This is a genomic window from Mesorhizobium sp. LSHC420B00, from assembly GCF_000503055.1.
GTDB lineage: Bacteria > Pseudomonadota > Alphaproteobacteria > Rhizobiales > Rhizobiaceae > Mesorhizobium.
This window is the reverse complement of sequence record NZ_AYVY01000055.1, coordinates 1-14458: the sequence shown is the minus strand read 5'-3', so window position 1 is coordinate 14458 and position 14458 is coordinate 1. Positions and strand designations below refer to the sequence as shown.

The window sequence follows — 14458 nt, the reverse complement described above, 5'->3', positions numbered from 1 at the left end:
GGAGCCGAGGCCTGCGACACCGCGTCCGGCTTCGCTGCCGGAGCGGCGGCAGCATTGGCTGCTGCGCCGGCGCCTGCCGAAATCGTGCCGAGCAGCGCCCCGACGCCAACCGTCTCGCCTTCCTTGACGGCGATCTCGCTGAGCGTGCCCGCGGCGGCGGCCGGCACTTCCACCGTCACCTTGTCGGTTTCGAGTTCGACCAGCGGCTCATCGGCGGCGATCGCGTCGCCGACCTTCTTGAACCATTTGCCGATGGTCGCCTCGGTGACGGATTCACCAAGTGTCGGGACGCGGATTTCGGTTGCCATTGTGCCTGTCCGTTTCTTTCGGTTCTATTTTATCCGCCCAGTTCTGTTCTATTCACCAAGCGCGTCGTCGAGCAAGGCGGCAAGCTGGGCGAGATGCTTCGACATCAATCCGGTCGCCGGCGAGGCGGCGGCCGGCCGGCCGGTATAGCGTACCCGCTGGTGCTTGGCGTCGATATGCGCCAGCACCCATTCGAGATACGGATCGATGAACGACCAGGCGCCCATGTTCTTGGGCTCCTCCTGGCACCACACCATCTCGGCATTGCGGAAGCGCGACAGTTCGGTGATCAGCGCCTTGGCCGGGAACGGATAGAGCTGCTCGAGGCGCAGCAGGTAGATGTCGTTGATGCCGCGCTTCTCGCGCTCTTCGTAGAGGTCGTAGTAGACCTTGCCCGAACAGAGCACGACACGGCGGATCTTCGAATCCTTGGTGAGCTTGATGGCCTGGCCCGACAGCAGCTGGGCGTCGTCCCACAACAGCCGGTGAAAGGCGCTTTCGCCCGACATTTCCGGCAGCGTCGACACCGCCCGCTTGTGGCGCAGCAGCGACTTCGGCGTCATCAGGATCAGCGGCTTGCGGAAGTCCCGCTTCAATTGCCGGCGCAAGATGTGGAAGTAGTTGGCCGGCGTCGTGACGTTGGCGACCTGCATGTTGTCTTCCGCGCAAAGCTGCAGGAAGCGCTCGAGCCGGGCCGACGAATGCTCCGGCCCCTGGCCTTCATAGCCGTGCGGCAGCAGGCAGACGAGGCCCGACATTCTGAGCCACTTGCGCTCGCCCGACGAGATGAACTGGTCGAATACCACCTGGGCGCCATTGGCGAAGTCGCCGAACTGCGCTTCCCACAGCGTCAGCGCCTTCGGCTCAGCCAGCGAGTAGCCATATTCAAAGCCGAGCACGGCCTCTTCCGACAGCATCGAGTTGATGACCTCGAACCCGGCCTGCGCCGCCGACAGATTGTTGAGTGGGATGTAGCGGGTCTCGTCGCGCTGGTCGTAGAGCACGGAATGGCGCTGCGAGAAGGTGCCGCGCTCCGAATCCTGTCCGGACAGCCGGATCGGATTGCCGTCGAGCAGGATGGCGCCGAAGGCCAGCGCCTCGGCCGTCGACCAGTCGATGCCTTCGCCCGATTCGATCGCCTGGCGGCGGTTGTCGAGGAAGCGGATGATCGTCTTGTGTGCCTCGAAATCCTTCGGCACCTCGGTCAGCTTCTTGCCGATCTCCTTCAGCGTCTTGACCGGCACCGCGGTCTTGCCGCGCCGCTGTTCGTCCTGGTTGTCGGCCGAGCGCAGGCCGGACCAGGCGCCGTCCAGCCAGTCCGCCTTGTTCGGCTTATAGTGCTGGCCGACCTCGAATTCCTGCTCGAGATGCGCCCGCCAGTCGGCCTTCATCTTTTCGAGCTCGGCCTGGCTGATATGGCCTTCGGCGATCAGCCGGTCGGCATAGATCTGCATGGTCGTCTTCTGGTTGCGGATCTTGCGATACATGATCGGCTGGGTGAAGGCCGGCTCGTCGCCCTCATTGTGGCCGAAGCGGCGGTAGCAGAACATGTCCACCACGACAGGCTTGTGGAACTTCATGCGGAATTCGATCGCCACCTTGGTGGCATGGACCACGGCTTCCGGATCGTCGCCATTGACGTGGAAGATCGGCGCCTCGATCATCTTGGCCACGTCGGACGGATAGGGCGACGAACGCGAAAAGCGCGGGTTGGTGGTGAAGCCGATCTGGTTGTTGATGATGAAATGCAGCGTGCCGGCGACGCGGTGGCCGCGCAGGCCGGACAAGCCAAGGATTTCGGCAATCACGCCCTGGCCGGCAAAAGCGGCATCGCCATGCAGCAGCAGCGGCAGCACCTTGGCGCGCTCTTCCAGCGGCACGATCTCCTCGCGGCTGCGGCCAAACAGATAATCCTGCTTGGCGCGCGCCTTGCCCATCACCACCGGATCGACGATTTCCAGATGCGATGGGTTGGCGGTCAGCGACAGATGCACCTTGTTGCCGTCGAACTCGCGGTCGGATGAGGCACCGAGATGGTACTTCACGTCGCCCGAGCCTTCGACCTCGTCGGGCGCGGCCGAGCCGCCCTTGAACTCGTGGAAAATGGCGCGGTGCGGCTTGGCCATCACCTGCGACAAAACGTTCAGCCGGCCGCGATGCGCCATGCCGAGCACGATCTCCTTCATGCCGAGCTGGCCGCCGCGCTTGACGATCTGCTCCAGCGCCGGGATCAGCGACTCGCCGCCATCGAGGCCGAAGCGCTTGGTTCCCTTGTACTTGACGTCGATGAACTGCTCGAAGCCTTCGGCCTCGACCAGCTTTTGCAGGATCGCCTTCTTGCCGGTGGCGGTGAAGGAGATCTCCTTGTCGGCGCCCTCGATGCGCGCCTGGATCCAGGCCTTCTCCTCGGGATCGGAGATATGCATGAATTCGACGCCGAGCGTCGAGCAATAGGTCCGGGTCAGGATGTCGAGCATCTGCCGGATGGTGCCGAATTCCAGCCCGAGCACATTGTCGAGGAAGATCGGCCGGTCGTAATCGGCTTCGGTGAAGCCGTAATTCTCCGGCGACAGCTCGTTATAATCCTCGAGCGGCTTGGCAATGCCGAGCGGATCGAGATTGGCATGCAGGTGGCCGCGCATGCGAAAGGCGCGGATCATCATGATGGCGCGGACGGAATCGCGCGTCGCCTGATGCACGTCGGCGTCGGAAAGCGCTGCGCCGTTGCCGGCTGCTCGGTCCTTCACCTTCTTTTCGATGTGCTTTTCGACCAGGCCCCAATTGCCGTCCAGCGCCGAGACAAGCTCGCCGTTGGCCTGCATCGGCCAGGAGGGCTTGGCCCATGAGGCGCCCTTGGCATTCTTGCGCACGTCGCCAGCGTCGTCCTTCAGCGCCGCGAAAAAGTCCTGCCATTCGGGATCGACCGACGCGGGATCGTCCTCATAAGCGGCATAAAGCGCGTCGATATAGTCGGCATTGCCGCCATAGAGAAACGAGGTAAGCGAAAACTGGTCGTTGGTTTGATCTTGTCGTGCCATTTTGCCTAGCGGAGTGCTACTCCGTTCTCCCTATCCCTAATGCGCTACCACGCGGCTAAGCCGCCACATGCCAAAAGGGTTCGTATACAGATTGTGTTCCCCGTCTGGCTGCTGCGTCTCCACACTCAAACGATATCGCGGTGCGCCTGCTTCCAGTCCAAACGTCTGACCGGCCAAAAGCTCGGGGCTTTCGTAAAGTTGATACATGTTGAAGCCGCGAAGCAGCTTGACGGCAGACTGAAATTCGTCACCTGAAACGATAGAATCCCAAAGCCCCAAATTACGCATGCCGCAGCTGTAGGTCGTCGTGCCATCCGAGACAGAATCCAGAACCATCAGTCCATAGATCTCAACAAAATCACCGCTTGTGCGTTCAAGCCATTGATCGGCTGAGAATGCCTTGCCGGCCGTTTCGACCTTCACGCCAAGACCGCCGGCCTTGATCAGATGGGCTGCCGCTTTTGCGACGGAAATCGACGTTTCCTTCGTTTGTGGGGATGTGGAAAGCAGGTAGACGACACTCCTATGCGAGGCGATTTTGTCGATGACATCCTTACCGAGCTCGTTGACGAGGCCAGCGCTAGCGAAGGCTCTCGTCATGTCCTCGTCGCGGTCGCAGAAATCAAACTCGAACGCAGCTTTGCTCGGGCCGTGCATCACGATCATCCCCGCAGCCACATAATCAGCTGAAGGCATCGACGCCTCTGCAACGGCGCGCACAAAGGCCGACCTGCCTTCCCAAGGGCCGGGTATGCATAGGATGATGCGCTTCTCGTCTTCCATGTCCTGCTCATCGGCATTCGAAAGCTCGACTGCTCACTTTCTTAACCCTTGATCGCCTCGACCAGCGTCGTACCGAGCCGTGCTGGCGACGGCGATACCTTGATGCCGGCCGATTCCATCGCCGCGATCTTGTCTTCCGCGCCGCCCTTGCCGCCCGAGATGACCGCGCCCGCATGGCCCATGGTGCGGCCCGCCGGCGCCGTGCGCCCGGCGATGAAGCCCGCCATCGGCTTGCTGCGGCCACGCTTTGCCTCATCCTTGAGGAACTGCGCGGCGTCTTCCTCGGCCGAGCCGCCGATCTCACCGATCATGATGATCGACTTGGTCTCATCGTCGGCAAGGAACATCTCCAGCACGTCGATGAACTCCGTGCCTTTGACCGGATCGCCGCCAATGCCGACGGCGGTGGTCTGGCCGAGACCGACATTGGTGGTCTGGAACACCGCCTCATAGGTAAGCGTTCCCGAGCGCGAAACAACGCCGACCGAGCCCTTGCGGAAGATGTTGCCGGGCATGATACCGATCTTGCATTGGTCGGGGGTCAGCACGCCGGGGCAGTTCGGCCCGATCAGCCGCGATTTCGAGCGGTCGAGCCTCGCCTTGACCTTGATCATGTCCATCACCGGTATGCCCTCGGTGATGCAGACGATCAGCGGGATCTCGGCCTGGATCGCTTCCAGGATCGCTTCGGCGGCACCCGCCGGCGGCACGTAGACGACCGAAGCGTTGGCGCCGGTCTTCGCCTTGCCTTCGGCTACGGTGGCGAAGATCGGCAGTGCCTCGCCCTTGGCGCCGGTCCAGATCTCGCCGCCCTTCTTGGGATGGATGCCGCCGACCATTTTCGTGCCGTGATAGGCCAGCGCCTGTTCGGTGTGGAACGTGCCGGTCTTGCCGGTCAGGCCCTGCACCAGCACCTTGGTGTTCTTGTCGACGAGAATGGACATGGTGGTCCTTTTCAAAAACCGTTGATCGGGGAAGGCCGCGCGCTCATCGTCACAACCGCTTCAGCTCGGCGACGGTCAGGTCGCTCTTGGCGTTGCCGGTGTTGAGCGTCGTCGCCGGCTCGAACATCAGCACCACAGGTTCTTCGCTCAGCGAGCGCGGCCGGTGCTCGACGGCGCGCGGCACGACGATGAACTCGCCGCTGGAAAGCTCCACCGTGCCGTCGCGGAAATCGATGGCGATGCGGCCGCGCAGCACCAGGAAGGCCTCGTCTTCATTGTCGTGCGCGTGCCAGTCGAAGACGTCGCCGAACTTGGCGATCTTGACCTGGGAATCGTTGACGTCGCCGGCAATATGCGGATCGAAGACCTTCTTGATCTTCGTATCCGCCGCCTCGACGAGGTTTATCTTGTGCGGAGGCACAGGCTCATTCCTTTTCCGTCATCGGGCATCGGCAGCGTGCTGTTCATCAATCTCATCCCGCAGGAAACGGTCAGGTGCATGTCCGAGATCATTCTCTTTGCCATACATCCAGGCTCTCATTTTCATCGTAGGTTTGAACGGGCTCTTTCCTGCTCCGACGACGACGTACCACTCGCGCCCAATCTCATCTGACACCTGATAAAGCCAGAAACGTCGATAATTATCGGTCTCCTCAGCGACTACGCCCCGCACTTTGTAGTGCATCGGTTTTTCGTCCAGCTTCCAATGATAGTGGCACTCCCAAAGGTATTGTTCGATTTCCTCGACCGAATAGGGGCTGCGGTCGGGCAGCTGGTCCAAGCTCTGAACCTCTTCTTCCCAGTGAATGGGGAAGCTACCCAACGCAACGCTCCTAGTTTCTCAGTGTTTCACCGCCGCCACGATCTTCTTGGCCGCATCGTCGAGATCATCGGCCGACACTACGTTCAGCCCGCTGTCGTTGATGATCTTCTTGCCGAGCTCGGCATTGGTTCCTTCCAGCCGCACAACCAGCGGCACTTGCAGGCCGACCTCCTTGACCGCGGCGATGACGCCCTCAGCGATGATGTCGCACTTCATGATGCCGCCGAAGATATTGATCAGAATGCCTTTGACCGCTGGATCCTTGGTGATGATCTTGAACGCCGCCGTCACTTTTTCCTTAGACGCGCCGCCGCCGACATCGAGGAAGTTGGCCGGCTCGGCGCCGTAGAGCTTGATGATGTCCATCGTCGCCATGGCAAGGCCGGCGCCGTTGACCATGCAGCCGATATTGCCGTCGAGCGCGACATAGGCGAGGTCGTATTTCGACGCCTCGATCTCCTTCTCGTCCTCTTCGGTGGTGTCGCGCAATTCGAGCACGTCCGGGTGGCGGAACAGCGCATTGTTGTCGAACGACACTTTTGCGTCGAGCACGCGCAGCCGGCCGCTCTTCATGACGATCAGCGGGTTGATCTCGAGCAGGCTCATGTCCTTCTCGACAAATGCCTTGTAGAGGATCGGAAACAGCGTGCCACCATCTTTGGCGGCGTCGCCGTCGAGCCTCAGTGCGGCGTTGAGCGTGTTCACATCGTCGGCCGTCACGCCCTTTTCCGGGTCGATGGCGACGGTGATGATCTTTTCCGGCGTGTCGTGGGCGACCGCCTCGATGTCCATGCCGCCCTCGGTCGAGACGACGAAGGCGACGCGCCCGACCGAGCGGTCGACCAGGATCGACAGATAGAGCTCGCGCTCGATGTCAGCGCCGTCCTCGATGTAGAGCCGGTTGACCTGCTTGCCGGCCGGGCCGGTCTGCTTGGTGACCAGCGTATGGCCGAGCATCTCCTTGGCGTTGGCGACGACCTCGGCCACCGACTTCGCCAGCCTGACGCCGCCCTTCGCATCGGCGCCGAGCTCCGTGAACTTGCCCTTGCCGCGGCCGCCGGCATGGATCTGGCTCTTGACCACATAGAGCGGGCCGGGCAGCGCCTTGGCGGCGGCTTCCGCCTCGCTCGCCTTGAACACCGGCACGCCCTCGGCCACCGGTGCGCCAAAACCTTTCAGCAGCGCCTTGCCCTGATACTCATGGATGTTCATGCGCTATGTCTCCAGCTTGTTTGGCGGGCTTGGTTGCCGGCTTATTTGGCCGCGAGATGCGGAGCGATCTTGACGCAGGCGTCGCACAGACCCTGCACCGCGGCGACCGAACTGTCGAACATCTTCTGTTCGCTTTTCGCCAGTTCGATCTCGATGATACGCTCGACGCCGCCGGCGCCGATCACCACGGGAACGCCGACATAGGTGTTCTTGACGCCATATTGGCCGGAAAGAAAGGCAGCACAGGGCAGCACCCGCTTCTTGTCCTTGAGATAGGCTTCGGCCATGGCGATGGCCGAGGCGGCGGGCGCGTAGAAGGCCGAACCGGTCTTGAGCAGGCCGACGATCTCGGCGCCGCCGTCGCGGGTGCGCTGCACGATCTGGTCGAGCCGCTCCTTCGAGGTCCAGCCCATCTTGATGAGGTCGGGCAGCGGGATGCCGGCAACGGTGGAATAGCGGATCATCGGCACCATGGAATCGCCGTGGCCACCGAGCACGAAGGCGGTGACATCCTCGACCGAGACCTTGAATTCCTCGGCCAGGAAATAACGGAAGCGCGAACTGTCGAGCACGCCGGCCATGCCGACGACATGGCTCTTCGGCAGGCCGGAAAACTTCTGCAGCGCCCAGACCATGGCGTCGAGCGGATTGGTGATGCAGATGACGAAGGCCTTCGGCGCGTATTTCTTGAGGCCGGCGCCGACCTGCTCCATCACCTTCAGATTGATGCCCAGAAGATCGTCGCGGCTCATGCCGGGCTTGCGCGGCACGCCGGCGGTGACGATGCAGACGTCGGCGCCCTCGATGCCGGCATAGTCGTTGACGCCGGTCAGCCTGGAGTCGAACCCATCGACCGGCGACGACTGCGCGATGTCCAGCCCCTTGCCTTGCGGGATGCCTTCGGCGATATCGAACAGCACGACGTCGCCGAGATCCTTGAGGCCGACCATGTGGGCGAGGGTGCCGCCGATCATGCCCGAGCCGATGAGCGCTATCTTGTTGCGTGCCATGTCAGGATGTTTTCCCTTTGACTATGACGGCGCCCAAATCCTTGACGATTTGATGACGGCGTCGGAGGAAGAGGCCGGAATGCTGCGGAACCGCGAAATTCGCCGCACGCAATAGCCCCGGCCGTGCAAAAATTCAAACGATTATTTTGGAGTGAGTAATTTCAATCGGTTAGAAACAATGGGACTTACGTAAACGTAAAAGTTCTGAAGCCGGCTAGAGGAATTCTACACAATGGCATCTGAAATCAGAAGGCTATTTCCGGGCGATGACGCCCTTGTGATGCGGGTTGCCGACGAGGTTTTCGATGAGCCGGTCAGGCCGGATCGACTCTCTGCCTATCTCGCGGCGCCCGGCCATTTCATGATCGTGGCCCTCGCCGACGGCGTCGTTATCGGCCAATGCGCCGCGATCGTCCACCGGCACCCGGACAAGGTGAGCGAACTCTACATAGACGAGGTCGGTGTGGCGCCGGCCTTTCAACGCCAGGGCATTGCGACGAGGATGCTCGACGCCATGTTCGCACTCGGTCGCGAGCATGGTTGTGAGGAGGCCTGGGTCGGCACCGAGCCGGACAATGTTGCTGCTCGCGCACTTTACGAGTCGCGAAAGGTGCCGCATGGGCCGGCGGAGGATTTTGTGATGTATGTTTATCGATTATAGACGCGGCGGGACGGACCCTTTTAACGATGGCTGGACAGGTGTGAAGGAGCGCTGCAGATCAGCCTGCTGGGCATCGGGCTCCTAGCCCTAAGCCTGCCGCGCCTCTGTCGATGATCCCCGCGCCTTCTGCCTTTCCACCCAATCCTCCAGCCAGTCGTGGCTCTGCATCTCGATCAGCCGCGATGCGGTGCGCTCGAACTCGAAGACCTCGTTGCCGCGCTTGGCCGTATAGAGCTGGGGCGGCGGTGCTGCGGCGCTCATCACCAGCCGCACATGATGATCGTAGAGCGTATCGACCAGCAGGATGAAGCGCTTGGCTTCGTTGCGCTTGCCTTCGCCGAGCACCGGCACATGGTCGATGAAGATGGTCGAGAAACGGCCGGCGATGGCAAGATAGTCACGGGCGCCGAGCGGCCTCTCGCAGAGATCAGCGAAGGAAAACCGCGCCGCCTCGCCGGCAGCACGCGGCACTACGACATGCCGGCCCTTCACCATCAGCATCGTCTCGGCCGTCGGCCTGCCATGCGTCATCACCGCCCAGGCGTCGTCGAGCGCATGGTCGGCGGCGGCATCGGCCGGGGTGACGTAGACCGGCATGCGGCTGAGCTTGTCGAGGCGGTAATCCTTGTCGGCGTCCAGCGCCAGCACCTGCGCGTGGCGCTCCAAGATAGCAACAAACGGCAAGAACAACTGACGGTTCAGGCCGTCAGGGTAGAGCTCCTGCGGCGCGACATTGGAAGTGGCGACCAGCACCACGCCATTGGCAAACAACGCCGAAAACAACCTGGACAGGATCATCGCATCGGCGATGTCGGTGACCGAAAACTCGTCGAAGCACAGCACCCAGGCTTCCTCGGCCAGCGCGCGCGCCACCGGTGGGATCGGATCGTCCTCCTTGGCCGTGCCGTTCTTGCGAGCCTGCCGGTGCTTCTGGATGCGATCCTGCACGTCGGCCATGAAATCGTTGAAATGCACGCGGCGCTTGCGCCGCACCGGCAGCAGCTCGAAGAACATATCCATCAGCATGGTTTTGCCGCGGCCGACGCCGCCATGGATGTAGAGGCCCTTGACTGCCTCGTGCACTTCGCGCTTGCGGGCGAACAGCCACCCAAGTGCGCTTGATTTATGCGCCAGCCGCTTTGCCGATATTTCGTCGATCAGCCGGTCGAGCGCAGCGGCGATCCGCTCCTGCGCCGGGTCGCGCCCGATGGCGCCCGTCTCGACCAGATGGTCGTAGCGCTGCTTGACGGTCGCATGGGTCTGGAGGCCGTCACGCAGATGCATCGGTCACGTCGTTCTGCAGCAATTCCAGGAAAGTGTATAACGGTTTTCCGTCCGGAATTGCGTAACAATGGGGGGCCGTTCTCTTACCTTGTAAGCGAGATCGGCAGGCCGTTGGAAGTCTGGCCGTCGAATTTCTCGCCGCCCGAGGAATAGAGCCGTGCCAGCGTGCCGCCGTTCTCGTCAAAGAGCGTCAGCTGTTTGCCGGCGACGTTCCAGGATTTGATGCCGTCGAGCGGCGCCGGGCAATGCAGCGGTCCGGCGCGGTAGCCCGAGCCGAATTTGGTCTGCGGCGTCGCCACCTGACAGCTCTGGCCGGATACGCTTGCCTTCCACACGCCGGCGACGCTGGAGGCGGTCAGGTCGGCCGCACCGGCCGGAGCCGTCCCGTCCGGCGGCAGCGAGGCGACCTGCGTGTTCTGAGGCGCGGTTGGAAATTTCGACGGATCGGCCGGGCCGGGTGTCGCCGGGGGCGGCAGCTGGTTTGCAGTCACCTTGCCGGCGGGCGCAGCTTCCAGCGGCGCCGGCTGCTGCTCGTCCATTGATGAGAACCGCGAGGTTGAACAGCCGCTCGCAACGAGCGCGGCCAGCGATACGGCCAGCAGGCCGGTTTTCGAAAATCTCATTCTTCAACCTCCGTCGGATCCGGCTGGGGGTGCCGTCCGCGCAATGTCCCTCTCACCAAGATGGAGAAGGTGGCGAAATTTCAACCCGATATGGTAAAAATACGGTTTGCGCCGCTAATGTTGCAAATTTATCGCAAAATGCACATTGCCTGGCTGATACCTCCGGGTCGGTGCGATACGGCGCGCCGGCTCCAAATCCTTGACGTTCACCTCAAATGCTTGCGCCAGCTGGCTCCGGCATTATCTCTTGGCGATCAGCAAACTGCAAGGAGCCGATTTCTTGGCCGCGAGAAAGAGAGCCGCCAACCGCTATTACAGCGGCCCGCCCAGCGATCATTTCGACGGCACCTTGTTCTTCAATCCCGACGGCCGGCCGCCGGGCCGCTTTGCCGATCTGTTGAAATGGCAATTGAGCGGCGAGCGCTCGAAATGGCCGACGGCGAATCCGAGCCCGTTTCCACCGGTAAGACCGGCCGAGCGCATCGATGGTGCAGCGGTCCGCCTCACCATGGTCGGTCATTCCTCGCTGCTCGTCCAGACAGCCGGCCTGAACATCCTTACCGATCCGGTCTGGTCGCGGCGTGTCTCGCCGCTCTCCTTCGCCGGGCCGAAACGCGTCAATCCGCCGGGCATCGCCTTTTCCCATTTGCCGCCGATCGACCTCGTCCTGGTCAGCCACAACCATTACGACCATCTCGACCTCGCCACGCTAAAGCGCCTGAAGACAAAACACGACCCGCTGCTGCTGACGCCGCTCGGCAACGACACCATCATCGACGCTGCCGTTCCCGGTATGCGGCTTTCCGCGCATGACTGGGGCGACCGGGTCGATATCGGCAATGGCGTCGCCGTCTATGTCGAGCCGGTGCATCACTGGTCGGCCCGCGGCACCCGCGACCGGCGCATGGCGCTGTGGGCGGGTTTCGTCGTCGAGACACCAGCGGCAAAGATCTATTTCGCCGGCGATACCGGCTTCCACGGCGGCATCAACTACCGGCTGATGGCTGAAAAGCATGGCGGCTTCCGCCTCGCCATCCTGCCGATCGGCGCCTACAAGCCGCGCTGGTTCATGGCGCCGCATCACCAGGATCCGGAGGAGGCGGTGCAAGGCATGCTTTTGTGCAACGCTGCCTATTCCGCCGGCTGCCACTGGGGCACGTTCCGACTCACCAACGAGCCAATCGACGAGCCGGCCAGAAAGCTCGGCGAAGCGCTTGGAGCCGCCGGTCTGCCGCGGGATCGTTTCCGTGCCTTGCAGCCGGGCGAAGTCTGGGACGTGCCGGCGGTTTAGCGCGGCGACCGGCCTGACGGCGAAGGCGGCTGCAAAGCTTCCATATGCCTGGCTATATGGGCGGCGTCGCGGCCCACATATGAAAGAAGGCCGGAGCCGAAGGTATGCATCCAATGAAGGCCAAGAAAGTACAGGCCGGGAAAGGCTGTCACGCCACGCTGTTGAATAGGTGCGTTGCGCGAATCGAAAATTGGTAAATCGATCCAGTTATAGTCGAAGCGATATCCCGTTCCCCAGATGACCGAGCCGACGTTCTCACCGGAGATATCCACTGACCGGGCGCCGCCAACTTCCGCCAGGATTGGCGTTGCTGAGCGTTCATTGCCATCGCTGATGTGGTCCGCGACTTCAGGTTTCTCTGCCAGCGCCTCTGCCGCGGAGACAAAATCGTCATAGGACCTATCGGCTTCAGCCAATATCTGCGAGGCATCCCCGGCTACCAACAGTTTTCCATCGGCGCATCTGAGTACACGTCCCAGCACCACTCCACCATCGCGTGCAAAACGGCGGACGTTCATATCGTAACCGCCGTTGACACCGGTTACGACGGTCGAGGGGGGATACCGCCGCTCCGGGAAACTATCGATAGTGATCTCGAAACGTCCCATTTTGTCGAACCACCACAAGACATCCTGGCCGCGATAGCGCCGCGGCACCCGACGATGCGGACTGACCGAAAGATAGACATCGCGCCCCGATTGCTGGAGTTCATCCGCAATCTGGCTACCGGATGCACCACTGCCCACCACCAGCACCACTCCGGGGGGAAGCTCGTCGGGGTTGCGGTACCTCGAAGCGTGAACCTGGTAAACGGATCGAGGCAAATCCTTGGCCGCCGCCGGTACCATCGAACGCTGGAAAGGGCCCGTCGCCACAACGACATTGCGGGCCGTCATGCTGCCGGCGTTTGTCTCCAACGCATAATCGCCGGTATCCCTGTGTCGGAGCTTCGTGACCTCCACACCCTCGCGAACCGGAGCTGCAATTTTTGCCGCATAGTGCTCGATGAACCGCGTGATGGCGGTGTGGTGGGCGAATCCTTCCGGTTCAGGGTCCTGATAAGAAACCCCAGGAAGCTCTATTGCCTGGTTGATGAATTGAAACCGAAGCGAATCCCAACGCTCAGTCCGCCAGCGTCCGGCAATACGCGCGCGTTCCAACACGACATGCTCACGTTCATGTTGGTGAAGATAGTAACTCATGGCGAGCCCCGCCTGGCCGCCACCAATAATGATCGTGTCCCAACGCTCAGTCATTGGAAAACTCTATCGCCGGCCCGCCAAACACGTCGTCAGCTTACGGTCTCGGTGCGGTGAATCTTGGGTAAGACGAAAAAAGGGATCCAAGATTGCTTAGCAGCGAAATATCCATTCCCGGACGTCAAATCGACACAACGGTAGCGTTCATTCAACACTATGACAACATTGCATCCGTAGCTGCATATCACAGCCGGGTCCTCGACCCGCACAGCCACCGCAGGGAACCCAAGCCCTCGCAGAAGCGTTTGTAGGTGTTCAAACCTGCCGGCTGCGAGGTGTCTCTCATGATCAGGTGGATCATCATTCTTTTGATTATCGCGGCCGCGGCAAGCCTGCTCGGCATGCCGGCACTGGCTGGAGCCGCCGCAACCGGCGCCCGCATCCTCATCGGCATCGTGCTGATCATCTTCCTGCTGATCGTGCTTGGCGTATTCGCGGTGACCTGAAAAGCATGCCGCACTGGTAATTTCGGCCGGTATCCGCCATATAGGCGCCAAATCGGCAAGAGACCTTTCGATCCATGGCAAGCGCGGCCCCTTTCGCCAAGATGAACGGTATCGGCAACGAAATCATCGTTGCCGATATGCGTGGCCGCGCCGATCGCGTAACGCCTGCGGCAGCCGTCGCGCTTAATGCCGACGCCGCGACCAGGTTCGACCAGATCATGGCGATCCACGATCCCAGGACGCCGGGCACCGCCTTTTTCATCGACATCTTGAATTCCGACGGAACCAGTGCGCAAGCCTGCGGCAACGGCATGCGCTGTGTCGTCCAGGCGCTCGCCGCCGAGACCGGCCAGAAGACATTTGCCTTTGAAACAGTCGCCGGCATCCTCAATGCCGAGGAACATGCCGACGGAATGATCTCGGTCGACATGGGCAAGCCGCGCTTTGGCTGGCGGGACATCCCGCTGGCCGAGGAGTTTCGCGACACCCGCATGATCGAACTGCAGATCGGCCCGATCGATGCGCCGGTACTGCATTCGCCGTCGGTCGTCTCGATGGGCAATCCGCACGCCATCTTCTGGGTCGACCGCGACGTCTGGTCCTATGAACTCGAGCGCTTCGGCCCGCTGCTCGAAAACCACCCGATCTTCCCTGAGCGCGCCAACATCACCATCGCGCAAGTGACTTCGCCGGAGACCATGGCCATCCGCACCTGGGAGCGCGGCGCCGGCCTGACCAAGGCCTGCGGCTCGGCTGCTTGCGCCGCCGTGGTCGCCGC

General features: G+C 61.8%; 15 protein-coding genes. 4 read left to right on the top strand and 11 right to left on the bottom strand.

The features are described 5' to 3' along the window. From X760_RS0140530 to mdh, 8 genes are all read right to left on the bottom strand, one after another. On the bottom strand, window positions 1-308 hold a 308-nt coding region (locus tag X760_RS0140530), incomplete at its 3' end, for a biotin/lipoyl-containing protein (protein ID WP_031195457.1). Window positions 309-356: 48 nt separating this feature from the next. Beyond that, window positions 357-3344 (bottom strand): 2-oxoglutarate dehydrogenase E1 component, encoded by a 2988-nt coding sequence (locus X760_RS72935; RefSeq protein ID WP_023723113.1) that lies wholly within the window; start codon window positions 3342-3344, stop codon window positions 357-359. A 36-nt stretch (window positions 3345-3380) separates the two neighbouring features. Further along, a complete protein-coding gene (locus X760_RS72930) occupies window positions 3381-4127 on the bottom strand; it encodes a hypothetical protein (RefSeq protein WP_023723112.1) in 747 nt (248 codons plus the stop codon). A gap of 41 nt (window positions 4128-4168) precedes the next feature. Further along, entirely contained in the window at window positions 4169-5071 is a 903-nt protein-coding gene (gene sucD / locus X760_RS72925) for a succinate--CoA ligase subunit alpha (protein ID WP_023723111.1), read from the bottom strand. 49 nt (window positions 5072-5120) lie between these two features. Then, window positions 5121-5492 (bottom strand): cupin domain-containing protein, encoded by a 372-nt coding sequence (locus X760_RS72920; RefSeq protein WP_023723110.1) that lies wholly within the window; start codon window positions 5490-5492, stop codon window positions 5121-5123. An 18-nt stretch (window positions 5493-5510) separates the two neighbouring features. Beyond that, window positions 5511-5894: a hypothetical protein gene (locus X760_RS72915; protein WP_023723109.1), complete on the bottom strand. Its 384-nt coding sequence runs from the start codon at window positions 5892-5894 to the stop codon at window positions 5511-5513. Window positions 5895-5912: 18 nt separating this feature from the next. Beyond that, a complete protein-coding gene (gene sucC / locus X760_RS72910; RefSeq protein ID WP_023723108.1) occupies window positions 5913-7106 on the bottom strand; it encodes an ADP-forming succinate--CoA ligase subunit beta in 1194 nt (397 codons plus the stop codon). 41 nt (window positions 7107-7147) lie between these two features. Beyond that, window positions 7148-8116 carry a malate dehydrogenase gene (mdh, locus tag X760_RS72905; RefSeq protein WP_023723107.1) on the bottom strand — a complete coding sequence of 323 codons (969 nt, stop codon included), beginning with the start codon at window positions 8114-8116 and terminating at the stop codon, window positions 7148-7150. A gap of 232 nt (window positions 8117-8348) precedes the next feature. On the opposite strand from mdh, the gene X760_RS72900 reads away from it, so the two are divergent. Further along, complete coding sequence (locus tag X760_RS72900) at window positions 8349-8777, top strand: GNAT family N-acetyltransferase (protein WP_031195456.1); 429 nt, start codon at window positions 8349-8351, stop codon at window positions 8775-8777. An 87-nt stretch (window positions 8778-8864) separates the two neighbouring features. On the opposite strand, the gene zapE is transcribed toward X760_RS72900, so the two are convergent. Next, window positions 8865-10061 carry a cell division protein ZapE gene (zapE, locus tag X760_RS72895; protein ID WP_023723104.1) on the bottom strand — a complete coding sequence of 399 codons (1197 nt, stop codon included), beginning with the start codon at window positions 10059-10061 and terminating at the stop codon, window positions 8865-8867. Between the two features lie 83 nt (window positions 10062-10144). Then, a complete protein-coding gene (locus tag X760_RS72890; RefSeq protein ID WP_023723103.1) occupies window positions 10145-10684 on the bottom strand; it encodes a protease inhibitor Inh/omp19 family protein in 540 nt (179 codons plus the stop codon). A gap of 280 nt (window positions 10685-10964) precedes the next feature. Here X760_RS72890 and X760_RS72885 point away from each other — a divergent pair, with 280 nt between their 5' ends. After that, window positions 10965-11975, top strand: a complete 1011-nt coding sequence (locus tag X760_RS72885) for an MBL fold metallo-hydrolase (RefSeq protein WP_031195455.1) — start codon at window positions 10965-10967, stop codon at window positions 11973-11975. On the opposite strand, the gene X760_RS72880 is transcribed toward X760_RS72885, so the two are convergent. After that, a complete protein-coding gene (locus tag X760_RS72880; RefSeq protein ID WP_023723101.1) occupies window positions 11972-13231 on the bottom strand; it encodes an NAD(P)/FAD-dependent oxidoreductase in 1260 nt (419 codons plus the stop codon). The two genes, X760_RS72885 and X760_RS72880, sit on opposite strands and share 4 nt — an antisense overlap. Before the next feature lie 287 nt (window positions 13232-13518). Here X760_RS72880 and X760_RS72875 point away from each other — a divergent pair, with 287 nt between their 5' ends. Together X760_RS72875 and dapF are read left to right on the top strand one after the other, a co-directional pair. After that, entirely contained in the window at window positions 13519-13680 is a 162-nt protein-coding gene (locus tag X760_RS72875; protein WP_031195454.1) for a DUF1328 family protein, read from the top strand. 74 nt (window positions 13681-13754) lie between these two features. Then, the coding region (gene dapF / locus X760_RS72870) for a diaminopimelate epimerase (RefSeq protein ID WP_023723099.1) at window positions 13755-14458 on the top strand (704 nt) is incomplete at its 3' end.

Coding starts and splice junctions, on each gene's coding strand:
- X760_RS72935 (WP_023723113.1), bottom strand. CDS start 3,344: ATGGCACGACAAGATCAAACCAACGACCAGTTTTCGCTTACCTCGTTT.
- X760_RS72930 (WP_023723112.1), bottom strand. CDS start 4,127: ATGGAAGACGAGAAGCGCATCATCCTATGCATACCCGGCCCTTGGGAA.
- sucD (WP_023723111.1), bottom strand. CDS start 5,071: ATGTCCATTCTCGTCGACAAGAACACCAAGGTGCTGGTGCAGGGCCTG.
- sucC (WP_023723108.1), bottom strand. CDS start 7,106: ATGAACATCCATGAGTATCAGGGCAAGGCGCTGCTGAAAGGTTTTGGC.
- mdh (WP_023723107.1), bottom strand. CDS start 8,116: ATGGCACGCAACAAGATAGCGCTCATCGGCTCGGGCATGATCGGCGGC.
- X760_RS72900 (WP_031195456.1), top strand. CDS start 8,349: ATGGCATCTGAAATCAGAAGGCTATTTCCGGGCGATGACGCCCTTGTG.
- zapE (WP_023723104.1), bottom strand. CDS start 10,061: ATGCATCTGCGTGACGGCCTCCAGACCCATGCGACCGTCAAGCAGCGC.
- X760_RS72890 (WP_023723103.1), bottom strand. CDS start 10,684: ATGAGATTTTCGAAAACCGGCCTGCTGGCCGTATCGCTGGCCGCGCTC.
- X760_RS72880 (WP_023723101.1), bottom strand. CDS start 13,231: ATGACTGAGCGTTGGGACACGATCATTATTGGTGGCGGCCAGGCGGGG.
- X760_RS72875 (WP_031195454.1), top strand. CDS start 13,519: ATGATCAGGTGGATCATCATTCTTTTGATTATCGCGGCCGCGGCAAGC.